The organism is Micromonospora sp. R311 (assembly GCF_056780015.1).
In genome coordinates this window covers 166,826-183,466 of sequence record NZ_JBSWCE010000002.1, presented here as the reverse complement: position 1 = coordinate 183,466, position 16,641 = coordinate 166,826, and the positions used below count along the sequence as shown (strand labels likewise).

Here is a 16,641-nt window from a genome sequence, read left to right as displayed (position 1 = left end):
CGGGGTTGCGAGCCCCGCAGTCGCGAACGAAGGAGGGCGAGGTGACGGCGACCGTGCCGACCGCGCCGCGGGCCCTGCCGCCGCTCGGCCCCACCCGCAAGCTGAAGCTGCCGAAGCAGGCCGAGCGGACGCTCGGCAACGGCCTCACCGTGATCGCGGTACGCCGACCCGCGGTGCCTCTGGTCGAACTGCGGCTCTGGATGCCCTTCGGCCGCGCCCACCTGGCCCGCGGCGCGATGCTCGCGCAGACCCTGCTCTCCGGCACCGAGACCATGACCAGCGTGCAGCTCGCCGCCGAGCTGCAGAAGGTCGGCGGCGGGCTCTCCGCCGGCATCGACCCGGACCGGCTGATGCTCTCCGGCGTCAGCCTGGTCACCGGGCTGGACCGGATGCTGGAGCTGCTCGCCGAGGTGCTGACCGGGGCGACCTACCCGAGCGGGGAGGTCGCCACCGAGCGGGACCGGCTGGTCGACCGGATCCAGGTGGCGCAGAGCCAGCCGGCGCACCTGGCCCGCACCGCGCTGCTCAAGCGGATCTACGGCCGGCACCCGTACGCGGTGCAGACCCCCGGGCCGGAGCAGGTCCGGGGGGTCCGGCCGGGCGTGCTGCGCACCCTGCACGCCCAGCGGGTGCACCCGGCCGACGCGGTGCTGGTGCTGGTCGGCGACGTGCAGCCGGAACGGGCGCTGGACGCGGCCGAGAAGGCCCTGTCGGGGTGGAACGGCGCCGGCCACACCGCCGACCTGCCGCCCGCCCCGCCGCTGGAGCCGGGCCCGCTGCTGCTGGTCGACCGGCCCCTCTCGGTGCAGTCGTCGCTGCGGGTGGCGCTGCCGGCGGTGCCGCGCACCCACCCCGACCACGCCGCGCTGCAACTGGCCAACCTGGTCTTCGGCGGCTACTTCTCCTCCCGTTGGGTGGAGAACATCCGCGAGGACAAGGGCTACACATACGGGCCGCACTCGCTGGTCGAGCATTCGGTGGCCGGCTCGGTGCTGGTCGCGGCCGCCGAGGTGGCCACCGAGGTGACCGGGCCGGCGCTGCTGGAGACGATGTACGAGCTGGGCCGGCTGGCCTCGCTGCCGGCCAAGCCGGACGAGCTGGAGCAGGCCCGCCAGTACGCCCTCGGCACCCTCCAGCTCGGCATGGCCACCCAGACCGGGCTCGCCTCGCTGACCAGCGCGTACGCCGGCAACGGGCTGCGTCTGGACTTCCTCGCCGAGCACGCCGCCCGGCTGGCGAAGGCGACCGTCGACGACGTCGCCGCGGCGGCCGCCCGCTACCTCGCCCCGGCCCGGGCGGTCACCGTGGTGCTGGGTGACGCCGAGCGGATCGCGCCGGCGCTGGCCGCGCTGGCGCCGGTCGAGGTCGCGCCGGTGGGGGCATGAGCGAGCGCAGCGGGCGAACCATCCGGCTCAGCGCGGTGGTGCCTCATGGCGGCCGGCAGCGCAGCGGAGTGCCGGCATGAGCGGAGAGGCCGCGCCACCGCTGGCCCGCTCCACGCTGGACCGGGCCGCGCACCGGCGTACCGACCCGGCCTGGCTGGCGCAGGCGTGGACGCGGGCCCGGGTGCTGGTGCTCGACTCGGCGAACGAGGGTCGGGCGCTGGTGCGTAGCGATGTGACCCCGCCGGTGCTGGTGTTGCTCGGCCCGGCCGACGTGCCGCCGGCCGCCGGTGCCCCACCGATGTTCCTCGGCGTCGAGTCGGACGGGGTTCCGGTCTTCGCGGTCGACGCCCCGCTGCCGACGGTGCCGGGCACCCGCGCGGCGCACCTGCGGGAGGTGGGGCACCTGCTTCCTGACCGGGACGCCGGGCTCTTCACCACCGCCCTCGCGCTGGTCAACTGGCACCTGCGGCACCGCTACTCGTCGGCGACCGGCCACCCGACCGAGGTCGACGAGGCCGGCTGGTCCCGGATCGACCCGGACGGCGACCGGATCTGGCCGCGTACCGACCCGGCGATGATCGTGCTGGTGCACGACGGGCGGCCCGGCCCGGACGGGCGGTGCCTGCTCGGCAACAACGCCGCCTGGCCGGGGACGCCCGGCGAGCGGCGGTTCTCCTGCCTGGCCGGCTACGTGGAGCCGGGGGAGTCGGCCGAGGCCGCGGTGCTGCGCGAGGTCCGCGAGGAGGTCGGCGTCCCGGTCGAGGGCATCGCGTACGTGGGCAGCCAGGCGTGGCCGTTCCCCGGCTCCCTGATGCTCGGCTTCCTCGCCACCGCCGATCCGGAGCATCCGGTGCACCTCGACCCGGCGGAGATCGCGTACGCCCGGTGGTTCACCCGGCGGGAGATCGGCGCGGCGCTGGCCGGGCGGACGGTGGACGTCGGCGGTGCCCGGCTGGTCCTGCCGCCGCCGTCGTCGATCGCGCTCTTCCTGATCCACCGCTGGCTCGACGGCTGGGTGGACGGCGACCGCTGACGGGGGAGGGCTCGTGCGGTCCCGGCTCGTGACCGCCGTTGCCGCGACGGTCACGAGCCGGGAACACGGGCCGCCGTGGTCGGTGGGGCAAGGAAACGCGGCGGGGGAGCCGGTCCGACCACGACGGACGTCGGTCAGCTGCCGGGGCCGGGGAACCGGCGCCGGTGGGCCGGTTCGTCGAGCGGCAGCACCTTCACCCGTTGCCGGCCGGCGCGTACCGCGCCGACCGTCGACAGCGCCCGGGCCAGCAGCAGGGCGGCGTCCCGATCCTCGGCGTGGACGATCTGGCGGCGCGGCTCCGGAGTGGTGGTCTCGTCCCGCAGGCGGACCCCGCCGGCCCAGGCGGCGGCGATGTCCACGTCGGCGGCGGCGCGGATGTCGGTACGAACGATCAGGAACCGCATGTCGGTCTCCGGATGTACCGCGACGGATGGGAACGGGTGGAAGTTCCACGTCACTCTGGGGGTCATGTTACGCCGCGTGGTCGAGTCGGCAACCCGAACGCGATGATCGACCGCAGCATCGTCCGTTCGGCGGATGGTGGGTCGCGTGGTCGTGGACCCCGCACATGCGACGGGGCCGCCGGCATCGTGCCGACGGCCCCGCAGCGATCACCGGATCAGTCCAGATCGAACTGTCCGTTCTTCGTGCCGGCGAGGAAACCCAGCCAACCCGCGCGCTCGAAGAGCAGGACCGGGCCGCCGCGATCCTTGCTGTCCCGCAGGGCAACCGCGACCGGGCCGGTCCGGAGCGGGGCGACCTCGACGCAGTTGGAGGTCTGGCTGCGCGTGCTGGTACGCCACGGGGCGTCCGCCAGCTGCGCGAGGACGGACGGCGTGTTGCGGAATTCGTTCATCGTGCCACTCCTGAGGTGAAGCGTTGCGGTTAGCGAGTGGCGCCGCACGTCCCGACCCGAGGTCCCCCGTGGATCACCGTTCGGTCAGGCGCCCGGAATGCCGGCGGCGTTGGACGGGCGCCGTTGCCGGCCCGAACGCCACTGTGGACGGGGCCGCCGTCTCGGTCAGCCGCCCCGTCGCCTCGATCAGCCAGGAGAGGGTGTCCGATGCGGAGAGCGCCGCCGTGCGTAACCACTCAAACACTACTTTATAGCGATTTAGGGTGTTTACCTCGGTCGACATGACGTCGGTGAACCCCCCTTCGATGGCCAGGGTCTCCGGATCGAGGGGATCGGCGAACCGGTAGAGGGAGAACGCGGTCGGCGGGAGGTATCCCTCGCCGATCTGGGTGTCCCGGGGCAGCACGTGCAGCGTGACGTTCGGCAGCATGGCCAGCTCGCAGAGCTGCACCAACTGCTCGCGCAGCACCTCCGGCGGGCCGGCCCGCCTGCCCAGCGCCGCCTCCTCCAGCACGGCGGTGTAGCGGGGTGCGTCGGTGCCCCGGGTGAGCAGCTTCTGGCGGGCCAGCCGGGCCTGCACCTGGGTCTCGGTGTCCTCGGCGTCCGGGTCGCCGGCGTCCTCGCCGACCTGCCGGGCCGAGGCGATCCGCACCCGTGCGTAGCCCGGGGTCTGCAGCAGCCCCGGCACCAGGACCGGGTTGTACTCGCAGATCTCCGCGCAGCCCGCCTCCAGCTCGGCGAAGCCGCGCTGCTGCTGGGTCATCGCCGGGTAGGAGCGCAGCCAGCCGCGCATGTCGCCGGCCTCCTGGGTGATGCCCAGCAGCTCCTCCCGGAGCGCCTCGTCGGCGCCGTAGAGATCGAGCAGGTCGCGGACGTCCTGCGGGTCCGGCCGGCTGCGGCCGTTCTCCAGCCGGGACAACTTGGACGCGGAGGCCCAGCCGATCCGCTCGATGACCTGGTCCCCGGTGAGACCCGCGGTCTCGCGCAACCGGCGCAACTCGATGCCCAACCTGCGACGACGCAGGATCGGGCTCGGTGAGGCAGGAGGCACGGCGTCCTCTTTCCCGTCGACCGCCGCGGACGCGACGGTAACTGTATGAAATTCGCCCCCCACGGTCAGTATGGACGGCGCGACCGGCGTCGGTGGTTCCGGCGAGGGCGTGTCTTGCAGAAAAGAGGACCGTGGAGGGGGATGCCCGGCCGGTGGGCCGCCGTCCCGGCCCGACCCCCGCCTCCCCGACCGCGCCCCCGGGCGCGGGCCACCCCGCCGGAGGGACCCATGCGCACCGTCCTGCGCCGCCCGGACTTCCGCCTGCTCTTCGCCGGCCTGCTGGCCAGCATGGGCGCCGAGTCGATCCTGCTGCTGGCGCTCGCCGTCTGGGTGAAGGACCTGACCGGATCGGACGGCCTGGCCGGCGCCACCATCTTCGCCGTCATCGCGCCGATGACCGCGGCGCCGCTGGTCGGCTGGTTCGTCGACCGCCATCCGCGGCGGCCCTTCTTCGTGCTGGTCAACCTGGCCACCGCGGTACTGCTCACGCCGCTGTTCGCGGTCCGGGACCGGGCCGACGTGTGGATCATCTACGCGGTGGCGGCCCTGTACGGCCTGTCGTACATCACGCTGAGCGCGGCGCTCAGCGGGCTCATCCGGCACCTGGTCCCCGCCGAGCTGCTGGCCGAGGCGAACGGCGTGCTGCAGACCGTCCGGCAGGGGCTGCGGCTGATCGGGCCGCTGGCCGGCGCCGGGCTCTACGCCGCCGTCGGCGGGTGGCTGCTGGCCGCGCTGGCGATGGTCGGGTTCCTGGTCGCGGCCGTCGTCGTCGGCGCGCTGCGGGTGCCCGAGACGCCGGCGCCGGAGGTGCGGCTGCGCTGGCCCGCCGAGCTGGGCGCGGGGCTGCGGCACCTGGCCGGCGAGCCGGCGCTGCGCCGGGCGCTGTTCGGCTACGGCCTGGGCTCGCTGGTGATGGGGATCAGCGAGTCACTGATCTTCGCGTACGTCGACCGGGGGCTCGGCCGGGACGCCGCGTTCGTCGGCGTGCTGGTCACCGTGCAGGGGGTCGGGGGGTTGATCGGCGGGCTGCTCTCCGCGGGCGTGGTACGCCGGGCGGGCGAGGTCGGCACGCTCGCCGCCGGGGTCGCCTTCTTCGGGCCGGCCGCGCTGGCGCTGGCGTACCCGAGCCTGTGGCTCGGCTTCGCGGCGGTGCTGCTGGCCGGCGTCTCGCTGCCGCTGACCATGGTCGGGCTGCACACGCTCATCCAGCGGCGGACCCCCGCCGGGCTGATCGGCCGGGTCGCCGCGGCCGCGGAGGCGGTGGTCAGCGGCCCGCAGGCGCTCTCCATCGGGGTCGGCGCGCTGCTCGTGGGCGTGCTGGACTACCGGCTGCTGTTCGCCCTGATCGGCCTGGTCACCCTGCTGGCCGGCGGCTACCTCTGGCACCACCGCACCCTCACCCCGCCCCCCACCCCCGCCCCCTCTCCCCGCACCCCCGTCCCGACCCCCCGCCGTCCCGTCCCGTCCCCGCGCCACCCCGTCGATCATGAGGTTGTCGTCACGACACGCCGGCCGCGCGGGCGATAACGTCATGATCAACGGGCGGATGCGGGGCGGAAACGCGGGGCGGAAACGCGGCGGAGCGGCCGCCCGGTGGGCGACCGCTCCGGCGGGGTGCTGCGGGTCAGCCGGCGAGGCTGGCCAGGTGCTGCTTGACCTGCATGATGGAGGGGTTGGTCAGGGCGCTGCCGTCGGCGAAGCGCAGCGTCGGGACGGTCTGGTTGCCGCCGTTGACGCTCATCACGAACTCCGCGGCCTGCGGGTCCTGCTCGATGTCGACCACCTCGTACCCGATGCCCTCCCGGTCGAGCTGCGACTTCAGCCGGTGGCAGTAGCCGCACCAGGAGGTGGAATACATCGTCAACATGGTCAGATCCTCCAACGCTCGGCCACGGCTTGCCGATCAAGCCAAGGCTAACCGCTGCAACGTCCGGCCCGGCTGCGAGAATTCCGAGCTGTGGTGGTTCACTCAGCGACCGATCGGGTGCTCGCCGGGCTGGATCCGGAGCAGCGGTCGGCGGTGACCGCCCCGGCCGGCCCGGTCTGCATCCTGGCCGGCGCCGGCACCGGCAAGACGAGGGCGGTCACCTCCCGGATCGCCTACCGGGCCCTCTCCGGCGAGATCCCGGCCCGGCACGTGCTGGCGGTGACCTTCACCGCCCGGGCCGCCGCCGAGATGCGGGCCCGGCTCACCGTGCTCGGGGTGCACGGTGTCCAGGCGCGGACGTTCCACGCGGCGGCCCTGCGGCAGGTGCGCTACTTCGCGCCCCGGCTGCTGGCCGGGCGGGCCATGCCCGAGCTGCTGGACAGCAAGGTCCGGCTGGTGACCCTCGCCGCCGCGAAGGTGGGCCTGCGCACCGACCGGGCCGCCGCGCGGGACCTCGCCGGCGAGATCGAGTGGGCCAAGTCGTCGCTGGTCGAGCCCGGGGAGTACGTGGTGGCGGCGGCCAAGGCGCTGCGCGACACCCCGCACGAGCCGGCGAAGGTCGCCGACGTCTTCACCGCGTACGAGCGCCTCAAGCGGGCCAACGGGGTGATCGACTTCGAGGACATGCTGCGCGCCGCCGTCTGGGGGATCGAGGAGCATTCCGACGTCGCCGAGCAGGTCCGCGGCCAGTACCGGCACTTCGTCGTCGACGAGTACCAGGACGTCAACCCGCTGCAGCAGCGGCTGCTGGAGGCCTGGCTCGGCGGCCGCGACGACCTGACCGTGGTCGGCGACGCCAGCCAGACGATCTACTCCTTCACCGGCGCCACCTCCGCCTACCTGGTCGACTTCCCCCGCCGCTACCGGGGCGCCACCGTGGTCCGGCTGGTCCGCGACTACCGCTCCACCCCGCAGGTGGTCGGGCTGGCCAACGCGGTGATCTCCCAGGCCCGCGGGGCCGAGGCGCGGCTGCGCCTGGAACTGCTCGGCCAGCGTCCGCCCGGCCCCGAACCGGAGCTGCGGATCTTCACCGACGAGCCGGCCGAGGCCGCCGCGGTGGCCGCCCGCTGCCGGGCGCTGGTCGACGCCGGCACCCCGGCCCGCGAGATCGCCGTGCTGTTCCGCACCAACGCGCAGTCCGAGGCGTACGAGAAGGCGCTGACCGAGGTGGGCGTGCCGTACCAGGTGCAGGGGGCGGAGCGGTTCTTCGAGCGGGCCGAGGTGCGCCAGGCGATGGTGGCGCTGCGGGCCGCCACCCGCTCGATCCCGGGGGAGACCCCGCTGTCCGCCGCCGTGGTCGAGGCGCTCGCCGCGGTCGGCTGGGCGCCCGACGCCGCCCCGGCCGGCGGGGCCGCCCGTGAGGGCTGGGAGGCGCTCGCCGCGCTGGTCCAGCTCGCCGAGGAGTACGCGGCGACCCCCGAGGTGCTGCCGATCGGCCAGGCCGCCGCGGTGGAGCGCCCGGTCACCCTGGCCGACTTCAACGACGAGCTGGCCCGCCGGGCCGCCGCCCAGCACGTGCCGACCGTGGACGGGGTGACGCTGGCCTCCCTGCACTCGGCCAAGGGCCTGGAGTGGGACGCGGTCTTCCTGGTCGGGCTCTCCGAGGGCACGCTGCCCACCACGTACGCCAAGACCGCCGAGCAGGTCGAGGAGGAGCGCCGGCTGCTCTACGTCGGCATCACCCGGGCCCGCGAGTGGCTCTGGCTGTCGTACGCCTCGGCCCGCTCGCCGGGCGGGCGGGCCCGGCGGCCGACCCGGTTCCTGCCCCAGCTCGACCGTTCCGGCGGCGCCGAGCGGGCCGGCGCCGGGCCGGCCCGGCGGCCGGAGCGGCGCCGCACCCAGATCGTGTCCTGCCGGATCTGCGGCGCCACCCTGCTCGCCGGCCCGGACCGCAAGCTCGGCCGCTGCGCCACCTGTCCGTCCGACATAGACGAGGAACTGCACGAGCGGCTGTCCGAGTGGCGGTCGCGGGTGGCCGGCGCGCAGAAGGTCCCGGCCTACGTGGTGTTCACCGACGCCACCCTGACCGCGCTCGCCGAACGCCGGCCCGGCCGCCCCGAGGAACTCATCGCGATCGCCGGCATCGGACCGCGCAAGTTGGGCCTCTACGGGGAGTCGGTGCTGGCGCTGGTGGGGGGCGCGACGGTGGACGACGTCTGCCCGAAGAAAACTTTTGAAATCTAGCCGTAAATCGTTTGCCCTCGCCCCGGGGCGAGGAATAGCCTCATGACACACCTCGCGAGCGGCGCCATTCGGGCTGCTCAAGAGGCTGAGACCGAGCCGATACGAGAGAACGTCAGGGAGGTGGCACCAATGGAGATCTTCTACATCAACGAGCGTCCGGCGGCGCTGCCCGCTGCCGTCGCTCCGCTGTCGGCTGTCCGGGTTGCCGTCGCGGCCACGCGACCGTCGGCTCCGCAGGTGCACCAGGTCGAGGCTCAGGCCGAGCTGATCCTCGCCACCGTGCCGAACGGAGTCCAGGGGATCAGTGGCCTCACGGGCATGGGCATCGATGGCGCCAAGAAGCGCACGGATGTCCGCGGCGTTCCACCTCGAGGTAGACCGGTCTGACCACCAGACCACCGGCTCACCTCGAGGCCGCGGAACCCGCACACCGGGATCCGCGGCCTCAGTTTTTGTCCCGCCGAAGTACGTCGGAAATGCGATCCACGAGATCGAAGTGAGAGAGAGGTGACCGGGCGATGAGTCTGGCGTTGGCCCCGCTCGACGTGAGTGTCGAGCTGGAGGCGAACCTGCCCTGCCGGAAGTTCGACCCCGACCTGTGGTTCTCCGACTCGCCCGCCGAGCTCGAGCTGGCCAAGTCGCTCTGCGGGGACTGCCCGCTGCGCGTCGAGTGCCTCGCCGGTGCGGTGGAGCGGGCCGAGCCCTGGGGCGTCTGGGGTGGCGAGATCTTCGAGCGTGGCGCGGTCGTCCCGCGCAAGCGGCCCCGTGGCCGTCCGCGCAAGGAGGACGTCGCCCGTGACGCCGCGCTCCGGGTCGAGGCCGAGGCGCGCCTGGCGGCCAGTGGGCTGTCCGGGGCACGCAACGCGGTCCGGCTGGCGGCCTGACATGAACCCGATCCGTATCCACCCCGCCGGTGTCGCACCGGCGACGAGAGAGCTGACCACCATGCTGCACGTTCCGAACGGAGCTTTCGAGATGCAACTACTCCACGAAGCGTTGTCCCGGGCTCGAATGCGCCGGCCTCAGGCCGGTCGTATCACCACGAGCACTGAGGCAACCCGATCCGCCCGTACCGTCGCGATGAACAGCCGCCAGCAGTCGGCGCGTGACCTGGGCGTTCTCTGACACCCAACCGACGAGGGGGCGGGTGGCCGGTCCGGCCACCCGCCCCCTCGGCGTCTTCCCCGACTCAGGCGACCGGGGCGAAACCCGGCAGCCAGCGCTCCAGGATGCCCCGGTAGGGCGCCTTCGCCTCCAACTGGCAGAGCACGCCGATCGAGCCGAGCGTCACCCGGTGGATCATCAGGTATGACGGGGGCAGGTTGAGCTGCCGGCTGAGCTGGTAGGCGGGGGAGCGGGGGCTGGCGAGCCGGGCCGCCTCGGCGCGCAGCCAGGCCCGGGTGAACCGGAACTCCTCGGCGGCGATGGGCTCCAGCATCGGGCGGAGGAACTCGAGCACCGCCTGGGCGTCGATCTCCTCGGTGGAACCGATGAACCCCTCCGCCCGCAGGCCCGCCACCACCTCGTCGGCGTCGCCCCGCAGCGCCAGCGCGGCGATGCGACCGATCGGCTCGGGCGTGCCCTCCGGCATCCGCGCCACCGCGCCGAAGTCGATCACGCCGAGCCGGCTGTCGGCCAGCAGCCGGAAGTTGCCCGGGTGCGGGTCGGCGTGCAGCAGCCCGGCCCGTTGCGGCGCGGACAGGTGCAGGATGGCCATCAGCCGGCCCGCCTCGTCGCGCTGCTCCTCGGTGCCCTCCCGGATGATGTCGGCCAGCGGCGTGCCCTCGACCCACTCGGTGATCAGCACCCGGGGCGCCGCGGAGACCACGGCCGGGATGTAGATCTCCGGATCGTCCGCGTACGCGGCCGCGAAGGCGCGCTGGGACTCCGCCTCCAGCTCGTAGTCCAGTTCCTCGGTGATCCGTTCCCGGAGCTCCACCAGGAGCGGTTTGACGTCCAGCCCTGGCTGGATCGCCCGGAACATCCCGCCGAGCCGGGACAGCTGCTTGAGGTCGGCGAGCAGGGCGTCGCCGGCGCCCGGGTACTGGATCTTGACGGCGACGTCCCGGGTGTTCGGCGCGCCGGAGGGGCCGTACCCCGGCTCCCGCCACACCGCGCGGTGCACCTGGCCGATGCTGGCCGCGGCGGCGGGGGTGTCGTTGAACTCCACGAACCGGTCCCGCCAGTCCGGCCCGAGCTGCTCGGCGAGCACCTTGTGCACGCTGGCCGCCGGCAGCGGCGGCGCGGCCTCCTGGAGCTTGGTCAGCGCCTGCCGGTAGGGGGCGGCGATCTCCTCGGGCAACGCCGCCTCGAAGACCGACAGCGCCTGGCCGAACTTCATCGCGCCGCCCTTGAGCTGGCCCAACACGCTGAACAGCTGCTCGGCGGTGCGCTGCTGGATCTCCGCGGAGATCACGTCGGAGGCGAGCCCGGTGACGCGCTTACCCATGCCGAGGACGGTCCGACCGGCGAAGCCGAGCGGCAGAGCGGCGAGCTTGGCGGTCCGGGACACGGCCCGGCGCGGGATGTCGGTCACCCGGTCATTGTTACCGACGCGAGGGGCCCGCTGCTGCTCTGCGCCGGCCTCGGTGCTCACCGCCGCCCGCGGGAACACCCACAGGAGGGGTGCGGGGGCCAGACCCGGCGCCGGAACCGGCCCGGCCCGGGCACCTCCACCGCGCAGCCCAGCGTCTCCGGGGTGCCGCCGTCCAGCTGGGCCAGCGCCTCGGCGGTCGCGTACCCGCCGGCGGCCAGCAGCGTGGCGGCGGCGCACTGCTCCGGGCCGTCGGCCGCGAGCTGCGCGGCGAGCGCCGGCCAGTCCGGGTCACGGTCGGTCCGGTGCAGGTCGAGGCAGTTCAGGCAGGGCCCGACCGGGGGTCGGACGAGCGGCCCGATCACCGGTACGCCCTCCCGCAGCCCCACCAGCAGGTGCGGCTGCCGCCGCTGGGCGTACCGGGCGGCGAGCAGGGCGGCCGGCCGGTCGGCGCCGAGCCGGACCACCAGGTCGGCGCGGACCCGCCGGAGCGGACCGGTGCGGGTGCCCGGGGCGGCCCGCTCGACGGCGTCGCGGACCGCCGCGGCCAGCGGACGGCCCACCTCGGTGGCCGGGATGCCGGCGCCGACCAGGTCCGCCGGCCGGACCGTGCCGGCCAGGTCCGGGTGCACGTGCCCGACCCCCGCCTGGGCCAGCGCGACGGCCACCGCGGCGCCGAGCCGCCCGGCCCCGCTGACCACCACCCGGGCGGCCAGCCGGCGGCGCAGGACCTGGGCGGGCGTGCCGGGCAGTCGGGCGGCGGCCAGGGCGAGCGCGCCGGCCTCGGCGGCGAGCCGGGAGCGGACCGGTCCGGCCAGCTCCCGGGGCAGCAGGGCGTGCGCCGGCAGCAGCAGGCCCGCCGCCCGCAGCGCGTCGAGCAGGGTACGGGCGTCGTCGGGCGGCACGTCGGCGCCGGCCGCGTGCGCCAGGACGCGGCGTTCGCTGCGGCTGCCGTCGAGCAGGTCGAGCAGCCGGGCCGTCCGCGGGTCGGCGACCTCGAGCAGGACGGCCCGCCCGGGTTCGATCCCGAGCTGGAGGGTGTGCCGGTCGCGCCAGAGCCGGGTGAGGCCGGGCAGCAGCGTGGGCCGGGGCAGGGGAGGACGGGTCATGCGACGGATCGTGACCGTTCCCCTGCTGTCCGTCGATCGTTGTCCACAGGTGCGCGGCATCCTGTCCAGGGCTGTCCACAGGAATTGCCGCGATATCCACAACCGGCGGGTAACCCGTGTCGGTCACCCGACAGTACGGCCCGGAAACAGCGGGAGGGGTGGCCGACGGCCACCCCTCCCGCACGTCCGGGCCGGGTCAGACCTTCGCCTTGCCCAGGATGCGGTTCACTGTTGTGCCGCACACCGGACACTTGCCCTTGGCCATGTTCATCCCGGTCTTGGAGACCTCGATGCGTCCCTCGAAGTCGCGCTTCTCCTTGCACTTGACGCAGTAACCGTTGTAGGTCTGGGCCTGGTCGGCCACGGTGCCCTCCTCGTCTCGTCCGCCGGCCAATGGCTGCCGGCGGGGTTCCCGGCGGCGGGCCACGCGGGGCGCCGGCGCTGGGTCGTTCTCCGCGGCCACCCTCGTGACCGCTGGTCCGCGGACCCTACCCAGGTCTGGGCGGTTCCATGTCAGCTGTGCATCGACACTGTGAGGAAGTCGACGTCGAGAGTGTGCATGGCGAATTACGTCGGATAAGTCAGTTTGGCGGGGACACGCCGACCGAACCGTCCCGAAAGCCGTCGCCGGCCCCCCGAGCGGCGCTCGGACGGGTGATCACCTACGGTGGAGAGGGAGAGGCGTACGCGGCCCGCCGGCCGCCACGAAGGGTGACGGCGGTGCGCCGCGCGGGTCCGGCTAAGAATTTTTCGGGACTCCTGGCGACCAATCCCCATTTTCCGGGCGCGTGTCGAGGGGTTGACTCTTGCGGACCCCTGGTCACTACGCAGTAGCTTTCCTTCGTGGCAGGAATCCGAGGCTGCGCGGCCCGCTGATGGCAGGGGTGCGGAAGCCGGTCGTCGAGGTACGGCGCAGCCAGCGCCGGCGACGCACGGTGTCCGCCTACCGCGACGGCGAGCGGGTGGTCGTCCTCATTCCCGACCAGTTCTCCCGGGCCGAGGAGAGCGAGTGGGTCGACCGGATGCTCGCCCGGCTCGCCGCCCGGGAGGGGCGGCTGGCCCGCTCCGACGACGAGCTGCTCGTCCGGGCCACCCGGCTGATCAAGCTCTACCTGGCCGAGCACGGCGCGCAGGCCGTCCCGGCGAGCGTCCGCTGGGTCACCAACCAGAACGGCCGGTGGGGCTCCTGCACCCCGGCCGACGGCACCATCCGGCTCTCGCACCGGGTCCAGGACATGCCCGACTGGGTCATCGACTACGTGCTCCTGCACGAGCTGGCCCACCTCATCGTGCCGAGCCACAACGCCCGGTTCTGGGCGCTGGTCAGCCGCTACCCGAAGACCGAGCGGGCCCGGGGCTACCTGGAGGGCGTCGCCGCCGCCTCCGGCACCCCGCTGACCGACTGACCGGCCCCGGCCGCCCGCGCCACGGGCGTGGGATCCGGCGCGTCCGCGTAGGGTCGGGGCGTGGCAGGACGTGTGGTGGTGGCGTTGCTCATCCCGGTGACCTGGGCGCCTCCGGGCATCGATCCGGCGGGCTGGCGGGTCGCGCTCGCCGAGGACGTGGTCGACCTGCTCGCCACGCTCAACGAGGTGCAGACGGCGGTCGCGGTCACCCCCGCCGACCGGTGGCTCGCCGACGCGGTGGTCTGGCCGGGCACGGCCGTGTACGAGGTGCCCGAACCCACGCCGAACGCGGTGTTCGCCGCCCTCGACGGATTTGACCAGGCGGCCGTGGTGGCCGGGGACGCCCCCGACGTGCCGGGGCTGACCATCGGCAAGCTGCTCCGGCCGCTGACCAGCCGGCCGGTGGCGGTCGCGCCGGCCGAGGGCGGTCCCGGGCTGCTCGGCGTGGCCGCCCGGTTGCCCGTAGCGGAGTGGCTGCCGCCGCTGGACCTGGACCGCGCGCAACCGGCGGCCGTGCGCGCGGCGGCGCCGAGCCCCGGGGACCTGGCGGTGACCCCCGGCTGGCACCGGTTGCGCGGCGCGGCCGACCTGACCCGGCTCGACCCGGCGGTGGAGGGCTGGGAGGCCACCCGCGCGCTGCTCTCCGGCGCCGGCCGCCCCGGCTGAGCCCGCCCGTCCGCGGCCCCGGCCGGGCCGGCGGGTCCGCCGGCCCGACCAGGGGTGGTCAGCGGTTGTCGTCGCCCCCGGTGTCGTCGGTGCGCCGCTCGGGGCCGCCCGGCGCCTGCTCCTCCGGCCCGCCGGGGGCGGTGAAGTCGAAGTTCTCCAGCTCGCTGAGATCGAACTCGGACATCGCGAAGGCCACCGGGTCGGCGAAGTCGTCGTCCGAGGGGAGCAGGTCGGGGTGGCCCCAGAGGGCGTCCCGGCCGGCGATCCCGCGGTGCTCGGTGAGCGCCGCCCAGAGCGCCGCCGCCTCGCGCAGCCGGCGCGGGCGCAGCTCCAGGCCGACCAGCGCGGCGAAGGTCTGCTCGGCCGGGCCACCCGCGGCGCGGCGCCGGCGGAACGCCTCGCCGAGCCGGACCACGTTCGGCAGCCGGCCGCCGGCGGCGCTGTCCACCACGTGGCAGACCCAGCCCTCGACCAGGGCCAGCGCGGTCTCCAGCCGGGCCAGCGACGCCTTCTGCGCGGGGCTGTCCTCCGGGGTGAAGATGCCCTCCAGCGCGATCGCCTGCATCGACTCCGGGTCGGTCGGGTCGACCCGCCCCATCGCCTCCTCGATCGCCTCCCGGTTGACCCGGATGCCGGCGGCGTACGTCTCCACGGCGTTGAGCACGTGCCCGCGCAGCCACGGCACGTGCTGGAAGAGCCGCTGGTGGGCGGCCTCGCGCAGGGCCACGTAGAGACGGACCTCGTCCTCGGGCAGCTCCAGGCCCTCGCCGTACGCCCGGATGTTGGCCGGGATCAGCGCGGCCGTGCCGGCCGGGCCGAGCGGCAGCCCGATGTCGCCGGCGGAGAGCACCTCGGCGGCGAGCGAACCGAGCGCCTGACCGAGCTGGCCGCCGAAGAGCGCGCCACCGAGGGTGGCCACCATCGACTGCATCGGGCCGAGCTGGGCGCGGGCCTCCGGCGGCACCAGGTCGCCCATCGCGCCGACCATCCGGCTGGCCACCGGGTCGCAGAGCTTGCGCCAGACGTCCAGGGTCTTGTAGATCCACTCGTTGCGGTTCCAGGCCACCGAGGTCTGGATGCCCGAGGGCAGCGCGGAGGCGGGCTCGAGCCAGAGGTCGGCGAGCCGCAGCGCCTCCTCCACCGCGTTGCGCTCGTAGGGCGAGACCGCCGGGTCGCCGGCCGCGGCGAGCTGGCTGGCGGCGACCTGCCGGGCCAGGTCCCAGTTGACCGGCCCGCTGCCCGACGAGGAGAGCAGGTGCTGCAACTGCGACATGAACTGCTGCATCTGCGCGGGGTCGTTGGGGTCTGGTGGTTGCCCACCCGGGAGCGCGAATCCGAACGGAATATCAGGCACGACGTCTACGGTACGCGCGCCGCGCCCCAGGTCGCCCCCGCTGGCGTTGCGCTGAGGGCGAAGTCGCGGTTCACCCGCCGGAGCACCCCACCCCGGTCGGTACGCTCTGCCGCATGAAGCGTCGCGGCGTGACCGTCCTGCTCGGTGCTCTGCTCACCACCCTGCTCAGCATCGGCGTGCTCGGCGCGCCGATTCCCTACGTGGTGCTCGGCCCCGGGCCGACCGTGAACACGCTGGGCAAGGAGGACGGCAAGGACGTCATCGAGGTGACCGGCCGGGAGACCTCCACCTCCGCCGGGCAGCTGCGGCTGACCACGGTCGGCGTCCAGCCCACGGTCAAGCTGCGCTCGGCGCTGGCCGGCTGGTTCTCCGACGACGAGGCGGTGGTGCCGCGCGAGCTGGTGTACCCGCCGGGGGAGACCCAGCAGCAGGTCGAGGAGCGCAACGCCGAGGACTTCAAGGTCTCGCAGACCAGCGCGGAGACGGCGGCGCTGCGCGAACTGGGCTTCCCGGTGCAGGTGGTGGTCAAGACGGTCGCCGCCGACGGCCCGTCGGCCGGGGTGCTCAAGCCCGGCGACGTGGTGACCTCCGTCGACGGGCAGCCGGTGCCGGTGGCGTCCCGGCTCACCGAGCTGATCCGGGCGAAGCCGGCCGGGAGCACGCTGACGATCGGCTACACCCGGGGCGGCGCGGCGGCCACCGCGTCGGTCACCAGCCGCGAGCAGGACGGCCGGCCCCGGATCGGGATCGAGATCGAGCAGCAGCAGCCGCACCCGTTCACGGTGAAGATCGACCTGGAGGACATCGGCGGGCCGAGCGCCGGCCTGATGTTCGCCCTCGGCATCGTGGACAAGCTGACGCCCGCGGACCTGACCGGCGGGAAGGTCATCGCCGGCACCGGGACCATCGACGACGAGGGCCGGGTCGGGCCGATCGGCGGCATCGCGCAGAAGCTGGTCGGCGCCAAGCAGGCCGGCGCGACGGCGTTCCTGGTGCCGGCGGACAACTGCGCGGAGGCCGTCCGCAACCCGCAGCCCGGTCTGCCGTTGGTGAAGGTGGGTTCACTCGACGAGGCGCTCGCCGCGCTGGAGACGCTGCGCGCGGGCGGTCAGCCGACCCGCTGCTGACCGCTGACCG

General features: G+C 74.3%; 17 protein-coding genes. 9 read left to right on the top strand and 8 right to left on the bottom strand.

The window, feature by feature from the left end; genetic code table 11:
• Positions 1-41 precede the first annotated feature (41 nt).
• Positions 42-1,385: a M16 family metallopeptidase gene (locus tag AC1WTP_RS02245; RefSeq protein WP_481647563.1), complete on the top strand. Its 1,344-nt coding sequence runs from the start codon at positions 42-44 to the stop codon at positions 1,383-1,385.
• Between the two features lie 76 nt (positions 1,386-1,461).
• Positions 1,462-2,418, top strand: a complete 957-nt coding sequence (nudC, locus tag AC1WTP_RS02240; RefSeq protein WP_481647562.1) for an NAD(+) diphosphatase — start codon at positions 1,462-1,464, stop codon at positions 2,416-2,418.
• A gap of 134 nt (positions 2,419-2,552) precedes the next feature.
• Here nudC and AC1WTP_RS02235 read toward each other — a convergent pair whose 3' ends face one another.
• The 3 genes from AC1WTP_RS02235 to AC1WTP_RS02225 all read right to left on the bottom strand — a co-directional run bounded on the left by AC1WTP_RS02235 (position 2,553) and on the right by AC1WTP_RS02225 (position 4,325).
• Positions 2,553-2,822, bottom strand: a complete 270-nt coding sequence (locus tag AC1WTP_RS02235; protein WP_481647561.1) for a hypothetical protein — start codon at positions 2,820-2,822, stop codon at positions 2,553-2,555.
• 215 nt (positions 2,823-3,037) lie between these two features.
• Positions 3,038-3,274 (bottom strand): DUF397 domain-containing protein, encoded by a 237-nt coding sequence (locus AC1WTP_RS02230; protein ID WP_481647560.1) that lies wholly within the window; start codon positions 3,272-3,274, stop codon positions 3,038-3,040.
• Positions 3,275-3,347: 73 nt separating this feature from the next.
• Positions 3,348-4,325, bottom strand: a complete 978-nt coding sequence (locus tag AC1WTP_RS02225) for a helix-turn-helix domain-containing protein (protein WP_481647559.1) — start codon at positions 4,323-4,325, stop codon at positions 3,348-3,350.
• A gap of 228 nt (positions 4,326-4,553) precedes the next feature.
• On the opposite strand from AC1WTP_RS02225, the gene AC1WTP_RS02220 reads away from it, so the two are divergent.
• Positions 4,554-5,852, top strand: a complete 1,299-nt coding sequence (locus AC1WTP_RS02220; protein WP_481647558.1) for an MFS transporter — start codon at positions 4,554-4,556, stop codon at positions 5,850-5,852.
• Positions 5,853-5,949: 97 nt separating this feature from the next.
• On the opposite strand, the gene AC1WTP_RS02215 is transcribed toward AC1WTP_RS02220, so the two are convergent.
• Entirely contained in the window at positions 5,950-6,192 is a 243-nt protein-coding gene (locus AC1WTP_RS02215; RefSeq protein WP_481647557.1) for a mycoredoxin, read from the bottom strand.
• A gap of 90 nt (positions 6,193-6,282) precedes the next feature.
• Between AC1WTP_RS02215 and AC1WTP_RS02210 the strand changes: the two genes are divergently transcribed.
• The 3 genes from AC1WTP_RS02210 (at position 6,283) to AC1WTP_RS02200 (ending at position 9,320) form a co-directional block, all read left to right on the top strand.
• Complete coding sequence (locus AC1WTP_RS02210) at positions 6,283-8,436, top strand: ATP-dependent DNA helicase UvrD2 (protein ID WP_481647556.1); 2,154 nt, start codon at positions 6,283-6,285, stop codon at positions 8,434-8,436.
• Between the two features lie 129 nt (positions 8,437-8,565).
• Positions 8,566-8,823: a hypothetical protein gene (locus tag AC1WTP_RS02205; protein WP_481647555.1), complete on the top strand. Its 258-nt coding sequence runs from the start codon at positions 8,566-8,568 to the stop codon at positions 8,821-8,823.
• Positions 8,824-8,954: 131 nt separating this feature from the next.
• Positions 8,955-9,320, top strand: a complete 366-nt coding sequence (locus tag AC1WTP_RS02200; protein WP_167179640.1) for a WhiB family transcriptional regulator — start codon at positions 8,955-8,957, stop codon at positions 9,318-9,320.
• A 305-nt stretch (positions 9,321-9,625) separates the two neighbouring features.
• Here AC1WTP_RS02200 and AC1WTP_RS02195 read toward each other — a convergent pair whose 3' ends face one another.
• The 3 genes from AC1WTP_RS02195 to AC1WTP_RS02185 all read right to left on the bottom strand — a co-directional run bounded on the left by AC1WTP_RS02195 (position 9,626) and on the right by AC1WTP_RS02185 (position 12,442).
• Positions 9,626-10,972, bottom strand: a complete 1,347-nt coding sequence (locus AC1WTP_RS02195; RefSeq protein WP_481647554.1) for an ABC1 kinase family protein — start codon at positions 10,970-10,972, stop codon at positions 9,626-9,628.
• A gap of 56 nt (positions 10,973-11,028) precedes the next feature.
• Positions 11,029-12,078 carry a hypothetical protein gene (locus AC1WTP_RS02190; RefSeq protein WP_481647553.1) on the bottom strand — a complete coding sequence of 350 codons (1,050 nt, stop codon included), beginning with the start codon at positions 12,076-12,078 and terminating at the stop codon, positions 11,029-11,031.
• 196 nt (positions 12,079-12,274) lie between these two features.
• Complete coding sequence (locus AC1WTP_RS02185) at positions 12,275-12,442, bottom strand: DUF5679 domain-containing protein (RefSeq protein WP_165945332.1); 168 nt, start codon at positions 12,440-12,442, stop codon at positions 12,275-12,277.
• 511 nt (positions 12,443-12,953) lie between these two features.
• On the opposite strand from AC1WTP_RS02185, the gene AC1WTP_RS02180 reads away from it, so the two are divergent.
• Both AC1WTP_RS02180 and AC1WTP_RS02175 read left to right on the top strand, forming a co-directional pair.
• Complete coding sequence (locus AC1WTP_RS02180) at positions 12,954-13,484, top strand: M48 metallopeptidase family protein (RefSeq protein WP_481647552.1); 531 nt, start codon at positions 12,954-12,956, stop codon at positions 13,482-13,484.
• Between the two features lie 60 nt (positions 13,485-13,544).
• A complete protein-coding gene (locus AC1WTP_RS02175) occupies positions 13,545-14,150 on the top strand; it encodes a hypothetical protein (protein WP_481647551.1) in 606 nt (201 codons plus the stop codon).
• Positions 14,151-14,208: 58 nt separating this feature from the next.
• Here the strand turns inward: AC1WTP_RS02175 and AC1WTP_RS02170 are convergent, their stop codons facing one another.
• The gene (locus tag AC1WTP_RS02170) at positions 14,209-15,435 is read right to left on the bottom strand and encodes a zinc-dependent metalloprotease (RefSeq protein ID WP_481647667.1); all 1,227 of its coding nucleotides are present in this window, start codon (positions 15,433-15,435) and stop codon (positions 14,209-14,211) included.
• A gap of 182 nt (positions 15,436-15,617) precedes the next feature.
• Between AC1WTP_RS02170 and AC1WTP_RS02165 the strand changes: the two genes are divergently transcribed.
• Positions 15,618-16,631, top strand: coding sequence for a YlbL family protein (locus AC1WTP_RS02165; protein WP_481647550.1), 1,014 nt, complete (start codon positions 15,618-15,620; stop codon positions 16,629-16,631).
• Positions 16,632-16,641: the final 10 nt, after the last annotated feature.

What these genes read in the sequence shown, in the direction of transcription:
- nudC (WP_481647562.1), top strand. Translation starts at nt 1,462, where the DNA reads ATGAGCGGAGAGGCCGCGCCACCGCTGGCCCGCTCCACGCTGGACCGG.
- AC1WTP_RS02235 (WP_481647561.1), bottom strand. Translation starts at nt 2,822, where the DNA reads ATGCGGTTCCTGATCGTTCGTACCGACATCCGCGCCGCCGCCGACGTG.
- AC1WTP_RS02230 (WP_481647560.1), bottom strand. Translation starts at nt 3,274, where the DNA reads ATGAACGAATTCCGCAACACGCCGTCCGTCCTCGCGCAGCTGGCGGAC.
- AC1WTP_RS02220 (WP_481647558.1), top strand. Translation starts at nt 4,554, where the DNA reads ATGCGCACCGTCCTGCGCCGCCCGGACTTCCGCCTGCTCTTCGCCGGC.
- AC1WTP_RS02215 (WP_481647557.1), bottom strand. Translation starts at nt 6,192, where the DNA reads ATGTTGACGATGTATTCCACCTCCTGGTGCGGCTACTGCCACCGGCTG.
- AC1WTP_RS02205 (WP_481647555.1), top strand. Translation starts at nt 8,566, where the DNA reads ATGGAGATCTTCTACATCAACGAGCGTCCGGCGGCGCTGCCCGCTGCC.
- AC1WTP_RS02200 (WP_167179640.1), top strand. Translation starts at nt 8,955, where the DNA reads ATGAGTCTGGCGTTGGCCCCGCTCGACGTGAGTGTCGAGCTGGAGGCG.
- AC1WTP_RS02190 (WP_481647553.1), bottom strand. Translation starts at nt 12,078, where the DNA reads ATGACCCGTCCTCCCCTGCCCCGGCCCACGCTGCTGCCCGGCCTCACC.
- AC1WTP_RS02180 (WP_481647552.1), top strand. Translation starts at nt 12,954, where the DNA reads ATGGCAGGGGTGCGGAAGCCGGTCGTCGAGGTACGGCGCAGCCAGCGC.
- AC1WTP_RS02170 (WP_481647667.1), bottom strand. Translation starts at nt 15,435, where the DNA reads ATGCAGCAGTTCATGTCGCAGTTGCAGCACCTGCTCTCCTCGTCGGGC.
- AC1WTP_RS02165 (WP_481647550.1), top strand. Translation starts at nt 15,618, where the DNA reads ATGAAGCGTCGCGGCGTGACCGTCCTGCTCGGTGCTCTGCTCACCACC.